The organism is Flavobacterium sp. 270 (genome assembly GCF_004368785.1).
GTDB lineage: Bacteria > Bacteroidota > Bacteroidia > Flavobacteriales > Flavobacteriaceae > Flavobacterium.
The window spans coordinates 563,996-582,441 of sequence record NZ_SODM01000003.1 but is presented as its reverse complement, the minus strand read 5'-3'; the positions used below and the strand labels follow the sequence as shown (position 1 = coordinate 582,441).

Genomic DNA, 18,446 nt, shown 5'->3' with positions numbered 1-18,446 from the left:
AATTCAAACGTTTTCGTTAATAAGTTTTTTGATACTAAAAATTTCATTTAAAATAATAAAAGGCACATATTTTAATTAAATCCTTAAAATTAACAATACGTAATTGAAGTGTTATAAAAATGGATTTTTGAAGTGGTGTATAAAAAACAGATTAAAAAGCTAAATTTAAGCATAAAAAAACCATTATGAAGCATAATGGTTTTTTTATAAGATATTTTAACAATACATTAGAAATCGTCGTTATCAGGAATCACCCCTTGATTATTTGTATTAGCAGGTTCTTGTTTTTTCTTTTCTTCACGTTTCTTTCTTTCCTCTTCTTCTTTCTCTGCTTTCTTTTTATTCTTTTCGGCCTCTTTTTTACTAGTAAAGTTTACAAAATCGGGATTTAAATTAGAATCCTGCAAATCACTCGAAGAAGATTTTACGCTTCTTTCTAGTTTATGGTCTTTAAACAATTTGTTTACCAATTCGCTAAAAGTATCAAAATCTACCTCATACGAAATACCAACTCCTTGTGTATAACCAATTCCCTGTCCTATATAATTAATGTCATTTTCTTTATTAAACAAACGAAGATTCATTGTCCCGTCCTGATTTACTCTGTAGAGCACTTCGATATTACCCACAATTGCAGATTCGTTAACTCCTCCTACCGGAACTCCTAATTTTCCGTTTATGGTAATTCTTTCATTAACCTGAGAAGAAATATTTGCCTCAAAGCGGCCATCAACCTCTTGCCCTAATCTTTTATCGGCAGTAATATAATTAAAACCAATATTAACTTTATCACTATCTGATTTTATAATATTACCCAATAAACTGGATGCTGTTTCTGTAAGTGTTCCAGAAAAATCTCCCTGACTAAATCCGTCTGTACTCATAAACGATCCTGTAGACAGTAAGTATAAGGCCTGGGTCTGGCGGATATCTTTATCATCTAATTTATATTGGATCTCTGATTTTAAAACACTGCTGACAGATGGGAACTGAATATCAAAATTTGGTTCCGGGCTTGTTAAATCTCCACGCAAGCCGATCACCACTTCTACAGGCACTTTTTTATTGAATGAAGAAGTGTTATCTAATAATATCGCCGGGTTTGCTGTTGTTTTATAAACAGCTTCCAGATTCAGCTGCGCCTTCATTGGGTTTCCTTCCCAAATAATAGATCCACCTTTTTTGACCGAGAATTTTTTATCGATTAATCCACCGTATTTAAAGTTGTAAGTTCCTTCGTATGCCTGGAAATCCCCCCACATATTAAACTTACCTAATGTATTGATTTTAAACAATAACGATCCGTATCCTTTTCCTTTCATACCATGACCGGAATTTCGATCCAAAATAACTTCTACTTCGGCATCCGGCGTGATATCAAAATCAAACTCTAATTCCAGACCGTTGTAGTTTTTTGTTTTCTCTACGATACCGTTGGCCAGATTGTATTTTTCTTTTGGTGTTACAAAATGTATCCAGCTGCTTTCTCCAACGCTCTGTGTATTATTTATCGGAATCTTAACTTCTGTACCTTTTTCAGATTTTGCATCTACCTTAATAAATAAGCCATCTGTTGGGCCTTTTATACTTGCAGTTCCGTTTATAAAGGCTGTACCAAAATAAGCTGCATCTTCACTGTCTTTGGTATCAAGTGCCAATAAACGTTTAGAAGTAACCGTTAAATCGAGTTTCCAATCTCCAAAATTATGATGTTCTATACTTCCATTCAGCAGACCTTTTGTTCCAAATTTGGTATCGGTAAGCTGGTTATTTCTAAATAAAAACTTTTCGTTCGTTAAATCAATTACCGTTCTGTCGCTCAACGCGTAATCTACATTTAGGTACGGAATTGTCATTCCGGCTTTCTCTACGTAAAGTCTTCCGTTGATTTCCGGTTTGTTGATATTACCCACTACAGATGCATTACCGGAAACAGAACCTCTCACATTCGAGATTACATCGCCGCCAATAGTTCCTAAAGTGGCCAGATTAAACCCTTCTAACTTTAAATTCATATCCAAAACAGTTTCTCTGTTTTCTACTGCAAAAGTACCGTTGGCTCTAAACGATTCTGCAAAACCATTTTGTATAGAAGAATTTATGGTAAACTTTTTAAAGCTTTCATCTCCCGAAATATCAAATTTTAAGGTTCCTAATTCTATTTTATTCAAATTAAGATGATCGATAACAATGGCTGCCGTGGGCTGATAAACGAGTTCATTCTGCTTATAATTGACGCTCCCGTTTAGATTTCCGTTAAAGACAAATTTGGAATTAAACGGCGTTATTTTATTAATATCAACGTCTTCAAAATTGAGGACGAGATCTTTGTAATCTTTGCCTTTGATTTCACCGTTTAAATCAATTTTCTGGTTTTCGTGTGACAAAACAATATTATCGATCTTGAAATTTTTAAAATACTGGTCAAAAACAATTCGATTGTCTTTTTCTGCACCTTCGTTTAAATACCATAAATAGTCTTTAAACTTCATTTCAGATTTTTTGATACCTATTATATTGTTTTTGTTTTTATCAATAGTATGGTACAAATCCAGATTGTAATAATCTTCTCCTTTGTTTCCTCCTTTAAACTCCGAACGAACAAACAAAGTATCTTTTCCGGTTACATTGATCAAACTAAAATCACGTACTTTATAATATGGAGTTTTGATACTATCTAACTCAATATAGGCATTATAAAGCGCATTTTTATTGTCTATATTAATCCTGATATTATCAAAAGTATTTTTTGCCTGCGTAATTTTTTGCGATTTAAATCTAAATTTAAACTCCTGTAAATCAGAATCAATTTTACCGCGCACAACTGTACTCGAATCAATTTTAATATCCGGATATAACATTTCTACGACTTTATCATAGACATGGAAATTGAATCGCAAAAATTGTCCTTTTTTTACTTTATAAGGTTTATAATTCGTATAAAGACTTCCAACAGAATTCATTACCAATTTATCTAATTGTGCAAATTGAAATTTACCCACAATTTTTCCGTCAACAACATCATTAGACTTAATGGTTATGGTACGAAGTTTATCCTGATCAAAATTTGAATTAACATTGATTTCATCAAAAACATAAGTCGCTTTTGGGTTTTGATAAACAGCATCTTTTATGTAAATATCTCCCTGAAGATTTTCTATTGAATTTCCGGTTAACTGAACAACCGCATCTCCTTTAAAACTGGAAATAGAATCGTTTACGAATTTAAGTTTTCGTAAATCTGAGTTTTCAACATTAATATGAAAATCATAACGACTTTCTCTTTTACTTAAATCTACCAAACCATCAAAAGTTAAAACCAGATTTGGATCATTTACAGAAACTTGTCCTTTATAATATGGCAATTTAAAATTTCCGTTTACGACAATATTATGGTAGGTGTATTTGTTGTAATCTAATGTTGCAATATCCCCTTTTACAATAGTATTCAGGTATTTTTCTGTAAAACCAACGCCATCAACATCTAAGTTTAAAGTTGTCCTGCCGATATCCTTTCGGGCCAATACAGCGCCAACGTTAAAATTCTCTAAGATTATGTTTCCGGTATAAGAAGCCTTATCTATAAAATCCATATTGTTTAGGTGCAGATCAACTTGTCCGTTTCCTAAATCAGTAATCATTTTAAAATCAGTTTCTAAAGCCGTTGTAGAAACTTTTGCTTTACCAACAATATTAAATTTACCAATACGCTTCATCTCTATTGGCAGTTTTTTTCCTAAAACGCCCGGCAGTAAAACCACAAGATTATCGTAACTCGAAATCAATTTATCAAACTTCCCGTCCATAGAAAACTTCTGGGTTTTGCTTCCTAAAAGATTTCTAAAATTAATCGTTCCAACAATTTTAGAACCATTGGTATCACTAAGTCTTAAACGGTTTAAATTTAAATTATTAAGCGTTCCTCTAAGTTTGGTTTTGATTTTAAAATGTTGATTTTTTCCTAAACCATCATAAAAATAACGAATATCATTTGAGGCAATAGAAGCCGAATCTAAAACTACATTAAACTTCACTTTGTCTGTAAAATCAAGAAAATCTTCAACTTTATAATTTAAAATTGCAAGTCCGTAAATAGAAGATCTTTTGGTTTTTATAGCCAGATTTTCAACCTTAATTTGTTTTTTAGTATAACTAAATTTTCCGGCAAAATTAGAAACGTATAAACCACGGTGATCTAAAAACGAAAATCTATGTATCGTTGTATTTACATCTGGTCCGTACAATTTAAAATCACTGATATAAGCGTTTAGCTTTTTAAAATCGAGGAATCTTGGAGTGGTTTTATTTTCATCAACAACAGAAAAATTACCTTGAGAAATATAGGCATTTTTCGCTGTCAGTAAAAAGTGTGTTTTAGATTTTGTTGGATTTTTTGTCTCAAACAATTTCACAAATTTGTTGATATTGTTTTCGTTTTCGCCTTTATAGGTTTTTAAATTGAAAATTAAACCGGTTAAACGAAGATCGCCAAAAATCAGATCGCCATCCATCAATCTTTTATAGCTGACAATATCGGTGGTAATAATTTCAGAGTAAATCATCGTCTTTTTATGATGATCTAAAATCATTACCTTTTTTAGTTTTACACCTCCAAAAATATTAATGGCCACTCTTTGCACCGTAATATCGGCCTTAAAATCCTTTTTTAGAGATTCTGTAGCATAACGGGCAAGTTTAGTTTGTACAATAGGTAGAGACAGCGTAATGGCAAGTAGCAGCAATAGCAGAATTAACCCAAAAAGGGTTCGTGATATTATTTTCTGTACTTTTTTGATAGCTGCTTTTATTTTAGTTTTCTTTTAAATTTATTTTGAACAGACAAAGGACGGCTGTTTTGATAAAAATTCTTTAATTTTGGCATCTGCTTAAATCAAAGAAATCATAAAATTTGATTTGTCAAATATAATCCAAAATTCGTGCCTTTATATGCAAAATTCAGAGGTTTTTATTCTAGCCATCGAAAGTTCATGCGATGATACTGCCGCCGCGGTTTTACATAACGATAAAGTGCTCTCAAATGTTGTGGCCAATCAATTAATTCACAATCAATACGGAGGTGTAGTTCCAGAATTGGCATCCAGAGCGCACCAGCAAAATATTGTTCCTGTAATAGATGCAGCACTTCGCAAAGCAAATGTACAAAAAGAACAGCTAAGTGCCATTGCCTTTACGCAAGGACCTGGCTTAATGGGTTCTTTACTCGTAGGAACTTCTTTTAGCAAATCATTATCATTAGCATTAAACGTCCCGTTAATTGCTGTAAATCATATGCATGCGCATATTTTAGCCCATTTTATAGACGAAGAAGGTTTTGATAAACCCGAATTTCCGTTTTTGGCGTTAACGATTAGCGGCGGACATACACAAATTGTAAAAGTAAACGGTTTTTTTGATATGGAAATTATCGGCGAAACTACTGACGACGCGGTTGGAGAAGCTTTTGACAAGAGTGCAAAAATTTTAGGCCTTCCCTATCCCGGCGGTCCTTTGATTGATAAATATGCCAAAGAAGGAAATCCGAAAGCTTTTGCTTTTACAAAACCAAAAGTTCCCGGATTAGATTTTAGCTTCTCTGGATTAAAAACGGCTATTCTATATTTTATTCAGAAGAAAAAACTGGAAAACCCAAATTTCATCGAAGAAAATTTAAATGACATTTGTGCTTCTATTCAATATACAATTATCGAAATTTTGATGGATAAATTAAAATTGGCGGTAAAAGAAACCGGAATTACACAAATTGCAATTGGCGGCGGCGTTTCTGCAAACTCAGGAATTAGAACCCGATTGAAAGAAAGTGAAGGCAAATACGGATGGAAAACTTTTGTTCCGAAATTTGAATATACTACAGATAATGCTGCAATGATTGGAATTGTAGGCTATCAGAAATTTTTATCAAATCGTTTTGAAACTGCTGCGGTGGTTTCTAAAGCAAGAATTCAATTTTAAATTATGCAGTTATTTTACAATCCGGATATAGACGAAACAACCGAAAGTTTTTCTTTTGATAAAGAAGAAAGCCGTCATATAATAAAGGTTTTGCGAAAAAAAGATTCGGATATTTTACACGTTACAAACGGTTTAGGTTTATTGTTTGAAACCGAAATTACTTTGGCTTCTGATAATAAATGTACCGTTGAAATTCTTTCTATAAAAAAAACCGATGCTCCAAAATTTCGTTTGCATCTGGCAGTTGCACCTACCAAAATGAATGATCGTTTTGAATGGTTTCTGGAAAAAGCTACCGAAATTGGTATTCAGGAAATCACACCTATTTTCTGTGATCGCTCTGAACGTAAATCGATTAATCTGGAACGTTTTGAAAAAATCATTTTATCGGCAATGAAACAATCTAATGAAACATTTCTGCCAAAATTAAATGAAGCCATTTCCTTTAAAGAATTCATTAAACAAAAAAATGAAGGTTTAAATTTGATCGCACATTGCGAAGAAACCGATAAAAAATCTTTGAAAGAAGTTTTGAAACCAAACGAAAATGTTACGCTTTTAATTGGTCCTGAAGGTGATTTTTCTGAAAAAGAAATTGCGCTGGCTTTAGAAAACGATTATAAACCTGTGACTTTAGGAAATACACGTCTTCGTACCGAAACTGCTGCAGTTGTGGCTTGCCATAGTGTTGTTTTTTTTAATGAAAACTAATTTTTTTTTACGTTAGCTTTGTCATTGCGAGGAACGAAGCAATCCATTGCAAAATCAAACTTTGTGTCGTTATAGTGAGATTACTTCGTTCCTCACAATGACAAATAATAATCTTATGAAAAAAATATTTCTTCTGTTTTTATTGGTTTCTATACCTTCCTTCTCTCAAGAAATTGCGTTACTTAAATACAGCGGCGGCGGCGACTGGTACGCCAATCCTACTTCTCTGCCGAATTTAATTAGTTTTTGTAATGCTAATATTAATACAAGAATAAAATCAAAACCCTCAACGGTTGAACCAAGTAATCCTGATTTGCTTTCTTACCCTTTTGTACACATGACGGGTCACGGAAATGTTGTTTTTAACGATGCTGATGTTGCAAATCTTAGAAATTATTTAACCGGAGGCGGTTTTCTTCATATCGATGATAATTACGGATTGGATCAATACATTCGAAAAGAAATCAAAAAAATATTCCCTAATAACAATTTGGTCGAAATTCCTGCCAATCATCCTATTTTTCAAAAACCATTTCCGTTTCCGAATGGTTTGCCAAAAATTCACGAACATGACGGGACTCGCGCTCAGGCTTTTGGAATTTTTGTTGATAATAAATTAGTATTGTTATATACTTACGAATGTGATTTGGGCGATGGCTGGGAAGATCCAGAAGTACACAATGATCCCGCAAATGTTAGAGATAAAGCGCTAAAAATGGGCGCTAACATTATCAATTATATTTTTAATAATTAAATTTAGAAAGTGCAGCTTACTCACGAAGAAAATCAATTTGAAAGAAAAACGTTTCCGATAACGTTGGTTTGCGATCATATTTATTTTCAGCAGAATATTGGCTCGCTTTTTAGAATTTCTGAGGCTTTTGGAGTAGCCAATATCATTTTTTTCGGAAAAGATATTCCGCTTACACCTCGCAAAATAAATAAAACTTCCAGAAGTACACATCTTCATGTACCTCATACTACAATAGAAGAGATAACAGATCTTACTGTTTATCTGCTGGAAAACAACTTCGAAATTATTGCTTTGGAAATTGCGAGTACGAGCAAACCGCTAAAAGAAGTTGTAATTCCTGAAAATCAAAAAATTGCACTTATTTTAGGAAGTGAAATTAACGGAATCTGCGACGAGCTTTTGCAGATTTCAAACCAAATTGTCCACATAAACATGTTTGGAAAAAACAGCAGCATGAATGTCGTGCAAGCTGCAAGTATTGCCCTTTACGAGATTACTTCTTTTTAAAATCTCTTTTTACAATCTTATAGTCTCGAAAAATTGAAATCTTCATAATGAAGTGTGTTTTTTACATCAATTTTTATAATGCCATAAATAGCGCTATCCAGTCTATTTTACTTTTAAATCTTAACTTTTTTAACAAAGCATTTTCAAATACATCGATTAAAAGCATATAACACCGTTAAAATGCATAAAAATTCAATAAGAAAGAAAATACTTATTAATATTTTTAATTGAATTTTTGTAAGAATCAACAACTGTAAGGGATTATAAAATTCTGACAATTTTTTTAACTGTAAATATTTTTTTACAATACTATTTTGTTATAAAATTGCGTTACTATTTAACAAATACCAATTTTTATAACAAAAACCCCGATTATTATGAAAAAGATTTTATTATCTGCAGTTACAGCTTTGCTGTTATTTTCTTGTCAAAACGACCAAACCGAATCTTCAGATTCAGAAGTAAGTGCGATTGCCCGTCGCGGATGCGCATCGCAGCAAGTTTTAGAAGCTCAGTTAAAAGCTGATCCTATGCTTGCCATTAGAATGAATGAAATTGAAGCATTTACGTCTAAACAAATGCTTTCTAATTTTACCGGCCGTCTGGTAAATGGTAAAATTGAAATTCCAGTAGTTGTAAACGTTTTGTACAAAACTACAGCGCAAAATATTTCTAATGCGCAGATTCAAACACAAATTGATGTATTAAACAAAGATTTTAATGCCTTAAATTCTGATTTTAATAGTGTGCCTGCTCTTTTTGCTGGTGTAAAAGCCAACGTAGGAATTACGTTTGTTTTAGATCAGGTTATCAGAAAATCTACTACCAAAACTTCTTGGGGTACAAACGATGCTATGAAAAAAGTGGCTCAGGGAGGTCTTGCACCAACTTCGCCAACAACAAAACTTAATTTATGGTCTTGCGCAATTGGCGGCGGTATTTTAGGTTATGCTCAATTTCCTGGCGGCGCTTCTGCTACAGACGGAGTTGTAATTGATTCTAGATATTTTGGATTGTCTGGCGCTGCAAATGCTCCGTTTAATTTAGGAAGAACTGCAACTCACGAAGTTGGACACTGGATGAATTTACGTCACATTTGGGGAGATGCAACTTGCGGAAGCGATTTAGTATCTGACACACCAACTCATAACGAAGAAAATTATGGTGTACCGGCTTACCCTCATTACAGTACTTGTTCTGGAACTCCTGTAGAAATGACTATGAACTATATGGATTATGTTGATGATAATGCCATGTATATGTTCTCTAACGGTCAGAAAAGCAGAATGGCTGCAATTTTTGCATCTGGAGGTCCAAGAGCTGCTTTTGGAATCTAAAAAAATAAAAACAGAAATAAATTAAAGCGGGATGTATTACATCCCGCTTTTTTTGTTAACCCCAGTAATTGCAAAAGATTTTTCCTATATTTATGCCTTAAAATCGAAACATGATAACATCAAAAATTATTTCTAACGGTATTTTAAGAGCACTAGCAACCATCTTAATTATTGGTATTATTTTATATTTTTTATATACAATTCAGACTGTAATTGTCTATCTGGTTGTTTCTTTAATATTGTGTCTGATAGCAAACCCGTTAGTTCTGTTTTTAAAAAATAAATTAAAATTCAGCAATTCATTAGCTGCTACAACAACTATTATCTTTTTTATTTTAATGATGGTTGGGTTTATATTGCTTTTTGTTCCGTTAATTATTTCTCAGGCCAACAATTTATCCTTATTAGACACCAATCATTTACAACTTCAGTTTGTAGAAATGGAACATAATATAGAAACCTATTTCAACATTCAGCATGTAGATTTAAACAAAATGCTAAAAGATTCTAAAGTAACCTCGATGCTTAATTTTGGTTTTTTTACAGGTTTTATCAATTCTATAATGGGTTTTATGGCCGATATGGGAATGGGTTTGGTTTCGGTATTTTTTATTACTTTCTTTTTTATCAAAGATCAGGAAGTATTTAAAACGCAGGCAAGAAAAATTCTTCCAGATAATAATGAAGACAAAATCTTAAATTCGGTTACAAAAATAAACCATATGTTAACCCGATACTTTATTGGTTTATTATTACAGCTTACCGTTGTATTCATTCTTTATTTAATTGTGCTTCTCATTTTCGGGAATAAAAATGCTTTTGTAATTGCGTTTTTATGTGCCGTTTTAAATATTATCCCGTACATCGGCCCAATTATCGGAACAACTTTGGCTGGAATTTTAACGATGATTAGTTTAATAGGACATGACTTTCAATCGGAAATTCTTCCAACAACAATTTATGTACTTATAGGATTTTTAGTCGTACAGGCGATTGATAATAATATCAGTCAGCCAATAATTGCATCAAAAAGTGTAAATTCGCATCCGTTAGAAATATTCCTGATTACCATAATCAGCGGTATTACTTTTGGAATCGTCGGGATGATTATTGCCGTTCCGGTTTTTACAATGCTAAAAGTAATCCTGAAAGAATTTTTTCCTGACAACAAAATTGTCTCCGTATTAACCGAAAGAATTTAAACATTGAACACTTCTATTTTAAGCAAAAATATTCAAGACTTTATAACTCAAAATAGTGGTGCCTCAATTTCAACATTAGCGCTTCAGAAAAATCCATTTCCAGAAGTAGACTGGATTTTGATTTTAAACCAAATCGAAGCCAAATCAAAAGCAAAAGAAAAATTGCCAACTTGGTTTGCAACAGCAAATATTATTTATCCAAGCAAAATTTCGTTAGAGCAAACTTCTTCTGAGAAAACGGCCGCTTACAAAGCTTCTTTGATTTCCGGAGAAAGTTTAATTGATCTTACAGGAGGTTTTGGAGTTGATGATTATTACTTTTCTAAAAAGTTTAAAGCTGTTGCACATTGTGAAATAAACGAAGATTTATCGGCAATTGTAAAACATAATTTTGAACAGTTAGAAGTTCAAAATTGTACGTTTTATGCCGAAGATTCTACTACTATTCTAAACAAATTAAATCAAAAATGGGATTGGATTTATATTGATCCTTCCAGAAGAAATGATGCAAAAGGCAAAGTTTTTATGCTAAAAGACTGCCTGCCAAATGTTCCTGATCTGTTGGACTTTTATTTTGAAAAATCAGATTCAATTTTAATCAAAACTGCCCCTTTGCTAGATATTTCAGCAGGATTATCAGAATTAAAATTTGTAAAAAACATTCATATTATTGCACTCGAAAACGAAGTAAAAGAATTGCTTTTTGAAATTCATAACAATTATTATGGCGAAATAACGATTAACACTGCCAACATCTCAAAAGATAAAACGGAAACTTTTGATTTTGTCTTGGATAATGATCCTGCATTTCTTTCTTATTCTCTTCCTCAAAAATATTTGTACGAAGCCAATTCGGCAATTATGAAATCTGGTGGTTTTGATGAAGTAAGCTCTTCATTTAAAATCAATAAACTTCATAAACATTCTCATTTATATACTTCAGAAGAATTAATTGATTTTCCCGGACGTCGTTTTAAGGTCGAAAAAGTGATTTCGTACAACAAAAATGACATGAAAAACGAACTGCAAAATAAGCAGGCAAATGTGACTACGAGGAACTTTCCCGAAACAGTTGAGAACATCAGAAAAAAGTGGAAAATAAAAAATGGCGGAAATATTTACTGTTTTTTTACAACTGATGTAAAAGATAACAAAATAGTTTTAATTTGCAGCAAAATAACTGAATAAATGAAACCACTAATTACACTAACATTTTTATTTCTTACTCTTACTGCATTTGCCCAAAAACCATGCGAATACAGTGTAAACGTAAACGACTCTATTGGCAGTTACAAAGTTACTAACGAATATTTGATGAGTGAAAAAAACTTTGGAGGAACCAACAATTATGTTTTCTTTTCGCTTGCGCTTACAGATGGTTTACCAACTTTAAATTTACAGCTTATCCAGAAAAGCACAAGTTTTATAAAAGCGAATTGTTTTGATAAAAACTCAAAAGTTTTTCTGCAATTAGAAAACGGAAAAATAGTCACATTGCTGCACATCGATAAGGAAAACTGCGGTACACTTATACACGGCGAAAAAAATATTGACAACCGCGTAAACACGGGAGTTTTTATGTTTATGAAAGATAATTTTGAGGAACTAAAAAAATCTCCCATTTCTATTATGCGTATAAAATACTTAACAGATACGGAAGATTATATTGTAAAAGCAGACCTAATTTCTGAAATGAACGGAAAAACCTATCATCCGAATACCTATTTCAAGGAAAACATTCGCTGCGTAGAATAAATTATTCGCAAGTCCATTTCTGATTGGAAACTTTATCTTTTAAACCGGTTTTTAAATTATAATGCCACCATTCTGAATCAAAAGAATTGAAACCGTTCTGGATCATTACTTTTTTAAGGTATTTTCTATTTGAAAGTATTTTTTTAGAAAGTTTGGTATAATTATGACTTGCTTCAATTTCGAAAAAATCAAAAGGAGTTCCCATTTCTACTTCTTTTCCATTAGCATCAACAATAGAAATATCAACGGCTCCTCCTCTATTATGGATGGAGCCTTTTTTTGGATCGGCCACATACTCTGGATTCGACACAATCTCCCACATTTTTTTCTGAATCGACAAAGGTCTGTAGCAATCGTAAAGCTTGATTTTATACCCTTTTTTAATAAATTCGGCATTGGCGGCAACAAGCGCCTGAACGGTCTTAAAACGCAGCATACATTCTGCACAATCGTAAACTTTGGCTTTCAGGAAATTATCTGTCGTTGCATATTTCATATCATAAACAAAATCTTTGCTGTAGTCTTTTAAATTCACAAAAGTCGTGTCTGCAATTGCAGGAATTGAAGCATAACTTTCGTTTTGAGCATGCACAGAAACTAAAAAGAAAAAAGTTCCAAGAAAGAAAAAGGTTTTAAGAGCTGAAAACATACAATTGCATTTATAAAATTAAAAATCTGCAGAACACGAATTTAATAAAATTACGGCAGACATTTCTTAAAAGATTTTAATAAGGCGTAAAAACAGTTCATTAGATTAGAAATTTTCGTTTTTTTAAGAACTTTTATTTCAATGATATAACGTTCAAAAATAATTCTATATTTACTCTTATTAACAAAACAATTATCCTTTATATATCATGTGAATATACAGTGTGCAAAACGTATAAATATGCGCTTCCTGCAAGGTTTTCAAAACCTTGTAGGTTTCTATTTCTATTTCCATTCTCAACCTAACCAAACTTATTTATACCTACAAGGTTTTGAAAACCTTGCAGGAAGATCCAAACAACTTTAAAAAATAAAAATGAACAGTAAATCATTAGTCAGACTTAGCAACATTATCGGGATAACCTCTATACTCCTTTTAGTATATTGGGTTTTTATTTTTATCTCCATTACCGTATTTGGTTTTAAGGTATTTAGAGAAAACTTAACCGAAAGTTTTTATTTGAGTATCGTTGGGATTTTAGCTTTAATGTTTGGCGCATTAATTATAAATATAATGTTCAATCTGACTAGAATTGCAGAAAATCACAATCAGAACGTAAATCAGGAATCGAAAAAAACGAGTAAAAAGCTGGGTTTAATATTCATTTTAAGCTTTCCTTTAATTTTTGTTCTTTTATTTGGAGGCGATTATTTAAGCTCACACAAAAAAGAAAAAATGCTGGTGGCTTCTGCAAAATCTATTATTGAAGATAATGCTGCAAAATCAAATCAGCTTGCGGCGTATTCATTCGACAAAAAATGGATAAGAAATACGGCTTCAATTCTTAAAATTTATTCTAAAACAGACACTAACTTTCCTAATGTAAGCGTAATTGTTGCTGACACATTAGACCAATCAAAAGTCTTTCTTGGTTTTAATCAGTATTTTCACGAAAATAACACAACTGCTTTAGATAAAAAGGATTACATACAAGAAGCATCCAAAGAAGAAAGAGATTATTTATCCAAAGTTTTTTATAATAATTCGACAGAAATTCGATTTAATGCCAATGACGGAAAATATCAATTGTTCTATCCTTATTCTAAAAACGGAAAGAAAATCGTATTGTATTTTTCAGAATATCAGCGTTATGGAAAAATAGGAAGTTAGAATTTATATATATCCAACAAATGACTTTGGCACCACATTTCATAGCACAGCTTACCTATTTATCAACTGAAGAAGGCGGTCGAAAAACCAATGCTTTATCTGGTTATAGACCAGGAATTAAATTTCCTTTTTATTCCGGCTTATTTTCTGGTGTTCAAAATTTTATTGGCACCGATTTCGTTTGTCCCGGCCAAGTTGTAAATGCAGAAATAACATTATTTGATACGGATTATTTTAAAGAAAAACTTAGCGAAGGATTAGAGTTTGATTTTTTTGAAGGACCAAGACTTGTTGGACATGGAAAAATTCTAAAACTTATCCATCCAGAATTAATAAACATAAAACGACTTTTATAAGCCGTTTTATGTTTATTATCTAATTTTATTTTCCAACTTTATCCTGAAGATGCTGCGGATACCTTGCTCCTACAATTTCAATTTTAGATAATGCGATTTCAATTTTAGCTAAATCTTCTGTAGTTAAATACACTTTTGTCGCACCAATGTTTTCCTGAAGACGATGTATTTTAGTCGTTCCCGGAATTGGAGCAATAAAGCTTTTTTGAGCCAAAAGCCAAGCCAGTGCAATCTGCGCTGCTGTAGCATTTTTTTCTGCAGCAATCGTTTTTAGCAATTCAACTAAAGCTAAATTGGCTTTTCTGTTTTCTTCAGAAAATTTTGGAAGAGAATTTCTAAAATCACCTTCGGTAAATTTAGTGTCTTCAGTAATTGCTCCGGTTAAAAAACCGCGCCCAAGCGGACTAAACGGAACAAAACCAATTCCTAATTCTTCCAATAAAGGCAGGATTTCTTTTTCTGGTTCGCGAAAAAACATAGAATATTCGCTTTGCAAAGCTGCTACGGGCTGTATCGCATGCGCTTTTCTGATGCTTTCTACTCCAGCTTCAGAAAGTCCCCAATGTTTTATTTTACCTTCTTTCATTAAATCCTGAATAGTTCCGGCAACATCTTCCATCGGGATTTTTGGATCTACTCTGTGTTGATAAAACAAATCGATATAATCTGTATTAAGGTATTTTAATGAATTTTCTGCGACCTTACGAATATTTTCCGGACGGCTGTCTACGCCTGTTAATGCATCACCGTTCAGGAAACCAAATTTGGTAGCGATTATCACTTTATCTCTAAAAGGTGCCACTGCTTTACCAAGCAGCGTTTCATTTCCTCCTTGACTGTAAGCTTCTGCGGTATCAAAAAATGTAATACCCGATTCGTAGGCACTTCTAATTAACTCAATTCCATCTTTTCCTGTTACTGCTGGTCCGTAAGCAAAAGTTAATCCCATACAGCCTAAACCTAGTTCAGAAACTTCTAAACCATTGTTTCCTAATATTCTTGATTTCATATTGTTTCTTTTTTAAATTCTTTTTATTCTAATGACAATGCAAATTTCAAAAGTTATCCCACAAAAAATTGTAGACAGATTACAGTATTCCATACCATTATTACTGATTCGCCATTACGCTTTAAAACACTGGATAAAAAAGGTTTAAATTTGTTTTATAAATGTACGAAATATGAATTCTATTATAAACTTTAACAGCGTCAGCGATTATAACAGTTTCAATAATAATGAAACACTGCATCCTTTGGTAAGCATTGTAGATTTATCAAAAGCTTCTCCACGCGGTCAGTACAAAATGAATTTTAGTGTTTACTGTGTGATTCTTAAAGATATAAAATGCGGTGATCTTAAATACGGCAATAACTATTACGATTATCAGGAAGGAACTTTAGTATTTTTTGGACCCGGTCAGGTTGTAGAAGTAGATGCAAATGGCGGAATATATCAGCCAATGGGAAAAGCGCTGCTTTTTCATCCTGATTTACTTCATGGTACAGCATTGGGAAAACATATGGATGATTATAATTTCTTTTCTTACAATACTAATGAAGCCCTGCATTTATCAGAAAAAGAAAGAAAATTGATTTTGGATTGTTTTTCTAAAATCGAATATGAGTTGGAACAGTCTATCGATAAACACAGCAAAACCCTTATTACTTCTAATATAGAATTGTTTCTGAATTATTGCAATCGTTTTTACGACAGACAGTTTATTACCCGCGATACGGTTCATAAAGGTGTTTTGGATAAATTTGAAAATTTACTCAGCACTTATCTTAACTCCGATAAACCCCGTAACGAAGGTTTGCCTTCTGTAAGCTGGTGTGCAGAAAAGTTGAATTTGTCTCCCAATTATTTTGGCGATTTAATAAAAAAAGATACTGGATTTACAGCACAGGAATTTATTCAATCTAAAGTAATTGATCTTGCTAAAGAAAAGATTTTTGATATTAATAAATCAATAAGTGAAGTCGCTTATGAATTAGGTTTTAAATATCCGCAGCACTTTACGCGTTTATTCAAACAGAAAGTAGGCATGTCGCCTTTGGATTATAAAAATTTGAATTGAGTTCGAATTGATCTTCGAAAGAATAAATTTTGAATCAATCAAATTTAAAAAATCCCCATATTTGCTGGTTTGATCACAAAGCCCAAACGGAGTATACTTTTGTGTTCCTGATAATCAATTAAACTTTCTGTGTAGCCCACAAACCATTGCAGTGTAAAATAATAATTCTCTTTTTTATACGGTTTCCAATTTAGTTGTGTCTGTAAAGAGCCGTATCGAATGAGTCCGCTTCCTTTTCTAAAAAGAATGTCTGCGCTCCAGCGTCCGGGTTTTATCTGATATGTTGCGCTCGCTTCGCCATAACCCACATATTGAGTTAAATAGGGATTGTCTTCCTTATCAACTAATGGAATCCAACCTCTCAGTCCAACGGTCCATCTTGGAGAAACCTGAGATTTTAATGAAAAAGCAAGCATATTCCATGTTCTGGAAAAAATAGAATCTCTACCGTTTGATTCGTGTTCAAAAGAGATCGTTCCATAGGTCAGTCTTCCGCCTTTTAAATAAAACGGACGAACAACGGCTACACCGGGATTAAAATTAATTTCTGAAAATGGTTTGGAGCTTGCATAAATATCCCAAAAAGCCTTTTGTGTGTACATTAAATAAAGGAAAAAGCCACCAAAAAAAGGTTTAGAACTTAATCGTTCCTTAAAACTTACCTGATATTTTACATCGGCAGAAGTACGGGTTATATCGGCATTTACGGGTACGCCTGTCAAAAAATAATTATCTCTGTGTACAGAAAAACTAGATTCTTTTAAAAGTGAATCTGCTGCCCGGAAATTTTTGTGTTCTTCTACTATTTGTGAATTTGCGTGTATGGAGAACAAAATACAGCAAATTAATATCTGTTTTAAGTACATTTTAATAATTTAAATTGGAGCCTAATCTTTAGCTTTTATACTAATATACGTTATTCTAATGAATTTTACATACTATTTAAGCTTATATCTATCGCAATTATATATTAAAACCAACTTTTGAAGTAAAAAAAAGCCTCTCAATTGAGTGGCTTTTTTTGTTTAGACAGATTTAGAACTTTAATTCTTTTAAATTGCTATTCCCCTTTTCTTGACAGTTTTTCTTTGATACTTTGAAGCTTAGCTTCAATCTCTCGTATATCACCCAAAATAGTAGTTTCATACTTTTCCCTTGGCTCATTCAAAATATTACTATCGCTGCTATCATCAGCAAAAATATACTGCAAATCAATTTCTGGGAAGTTTTTAATTAACACGGCTATAAATTCCGCATTAATTTTTGATATACCTTTTAAGTATCTGCTAATCATAGTCTCACTATAACCTAGAATACGAGACAATTCTTTGTTACTTATTTTGTTTTCTTTAAAGTATTTACTTAGTTTTTCGTACCACATATTTATTTATATTCATTACAAATTGCCTTTAAATAGATTATTTCGCACAGAAATAAACATTAATTATAATATTTTTCTTACTTTTGTAGTAATTAACAACATTAAGCAATAAATAACAAATATATGCCAAAATTAACCAAAAATAGCAAAATTAGAGAAGATTATTCTCACAACGAGAGCGCTTATAATTTTATAGATGAGCATTTACCTTACACTTATGTTGATTTAGTGATAACATGTCTTGTTCAAAAAGGAAACCCTGCACCAGGTAAAGCTCTAATAAGAAATGTAAGAAATAAAACAATTTTAAGGAATGACATTCTTCTCGCATTAGTTGAAGTTGCCGACGAAAATAAAAAAGCGATTGAGAAAATAAAACTCTTAACTTCTCAAACTTCGTAAGCATGCTAAATACAAACCTAGAACAATCTGCATACATTCAATTAAGAAGCAATACTCCTAAATTAAAACAAGAAATTAAAGCTTCAAAATTGATCCGTCTTTAATTAAATCCAAAGATGTAACTGGCATAACCAATAATATTACATTTGATATTAAAAACCTTTATACGGTATG

Annotated in this window: 17 protein-coding genes; 12 read left to right on the top strand and 5 right to left on the bottom strand. The window is 32.3% G+C overall.

Going from position 1 to position 18,446, the window contains the following annotated elements; translation table 11 throughout:
- Positions 1-227: 227 nt before the first annotated feature.
- Positions 228-4,742 (bottom strand): translocation/assembly module TamB domain-containing protein, encoded by a 4,515-nt coding sequence (locus EV144_RS14085; protein ID WP_243854668.1) that lies wholly within the window; start codon positions 4,740-4,742, stop codon positions 228-230.
- A 205-nt stretch (positions 4,743-4,947) separates the two neighbouring features.
- Here EV144_RS14085 and tsaD point away from each other — a divergent pair, with 205 nt between their 5' ends.
- From tsaD to EV144_RS14045, 8 genes are all read left to right on the top strand, one after another.
- Positions 4,948-5,970, top strand: a complete 1,023-nt coding sequence (gene tsaD, locus EV144_RS14080) for a tRNA (adenosine(37)-N6)-threonylcarbamoyltransferase complex transferase subunit TsaD (protein ID WP_134149751.1) — start codon at positions 4,948-4,950, stop codon at positions 5,968-5,970.
- 3 nt (positions 5,971-5,973) lie between these two features.
- Positions 5,974-6,681: a 16S rRNA (uracil(1498)-N(3))-methyltransferase gene (locus EV144_RS14075; RefSeq protein ID WP_134149749.1), complete on the top strand. Its 708-nt coding sequence runs from the start codon at positions 5,974-5,976 to the stop codon at positions 6,679-6,681.
- A 115-nt stretch (positions 6,682-6,796) separates the two neighbouring features.
- Positions 6,797-7,435: a DUF4159 domain-containing protein gene (locus EV144_RS14070; protein ID WP_134149747.1), complete on the top strand. Its 639-nt coding sequence runs from the start codon at positions 6,797-6,799 to the stop codon at positions 7,433-7,435.
- 9 nt (positions 7,436-7,444) lie between these two features.
- The gene (locus EV144_RS14065) at positions 7,445-7,942 is read left to right on the top strand and encodes a TrmH family RNA methyltransferase (RefSeq protein ID WP_134149745.1); all 498 of its coding nucleotides are present in this window, start codon (positions 7,445-7,447) and stop codon (positions 7,940-7,942) included.
- Between the two features lie 377 nt (positions 7,943-8,319).
- A complete protein-coding gene (locus tag EV144_RS14060) occupies positions 8,320-9,279 on the top strand; it encodes a zinc metalloprotease (protein WP_134149743.1) in 960 nt (319 codons plus the stop codon).
- Positions 9,280-9,389: 110 nt separating this feature from the next.
- Entirely contained in the window at positions 9,390-10,481 is a 1,092-nt protein-coding gene (locus tag EV144_RS14055; protein WP_134149741.1) for an AI-2E family transporter, read from the top strand.
- 3 nt (positions 10,482-10,484) lie between these two features.
- On the top strand, positions 10,485-11,669 hold the full coding sequence (locus EV144_RS14050; RefSeq protein WP_134149739.1) for a THUMP-like domain-containing protein: 1,185 nt from the start codon (positions 10,485-10,487) through the stop codon (positions 11,667-11,669).
- Entirely contained in the window at positions 11,670-12,236 is a 567-nt protein-coding gene (locus tag EV144_RS14045) for a hypothetical protein (RefSeq protein ID WP_134149737.1), read from the top strand. It abuts the gene before it with no gap.
- 1 nt (position 12,237) lies between these two features.
- Here EV144_RS14045 and EV144_RS14040 read toward each other — a convergent pair whose 3' ends face one another.
- Entirely contained in the window at positions 12,238-12,885 is a 648-nt protein-coding gene (locus tag EV144_RS14040) for a M15 family metallopeptidase (protein ID WP_134149735.1), read from the bottom strand.
- 375 nt (positions 12,886-13,260) lie between these two features.
- On the opposite strand from EV144_RS14040, the gene EV144_RS14035 reads away from it, so the two are divergent.
- Both EV144_RS14035 and EV144_RS14030 read left to right on the top strand, forming a co-directional pair.
- Positions 13,261-14,055, top strand: a complete 795-nt coding sequence (locus EV144_RS14035; protein ID WP_134149733.1) for a peptidase — start codon at positions 13,261-13,263, stop codon at positions 14,053-14,055.
- 26 nt (positions 14,056-14,081) lie between these two features.
- Positions 14,082-14,411 carry a hypothetical protein gene (locus tag EV144_RS14030; RefSeq protein ID WP_134149731.1) on the top strand — a complete coding sequence of 110 codons (330 nt, stop codon included), beginning with the start codon at positions 14,082-14,084 and terminating at the stop codon, positions 14,409-14,411.
- Between the two features lie 25 nt (positions 14,412-14,436).
- Here EV144_RS14030 and EV144_RS14025 read toward each other — a convergent pair whose 3' ends face one another.
- A complete protein-coding gene (locus tag EV144_RS14025) occupies positions 14,437-15,420 on the bottom strand; it encodes an aldo/keto reductase (RefSeq protein WP_134149729.1) in 984 nt (327 codons plus the stop codon).
- Positions 15,421-15,592: 172 nt separating this feature from the next.
- Between EV144_RS14025 and EV144_RS14020 the strand changes: the two genes are divergently transcribed.
- Positions 15,593-16,489: a helix-turn-helix domain-containing protein gene (locus EV144_RS14020; protein WP_134149728.1), complete on the top strand. Its 897-nt coding sequence runs from the start codon at positions 15,593-15,595 to the stop codon at positions 16,487-16,489.
- Between the two features lie 44 nt (positions 16,490-16,533).
- Here EV144_RS14020 and EV144_RS14015 read toward each other — a convergent pair whose 3' ends face one another.
- On the bottom strand, positions 16,534-17,355 hold the full coding sequence (locus EV144_RS14015) for a phospholipase A (RefSeq protein WP_134149726.1): 822 nt from the start codon (positions 17,353-17,355) through the stop codon (positions 16,534-16,536).
- Positions 17,356-17,549: 194 nt separating this feature from the next.
- Positions 17,550-17,870, bottom strand: coding sequence for a helix-turn-helix domain-containing protein (locus EV144_RS14010; RefSeq protein WP_134149724.1), 321 nt, complete (start codon positions 17,868-17,870; stop codon positions 17,550-17,552).
- A 123-nt stretch (positions 17,871-17,993) separates the two neighbouring features.
- Between EV144_RS14010 and EV144_RS14005 the strand changes: the two genes are divergently transcribed.
- On the top strand, positions 17,994-18,272 hold the full coding sequence (locus tag EV144_RS14005; RefSeq protein WP_134149722.1) for a hypothetical protein: 279 nt from the start codon (positions 17,994-17,996) through the stop codon (positions 18,270-18,272).
- The last annotated feature ends 174 nt before the right edge of the window (positions 18,273-18,446 follow it).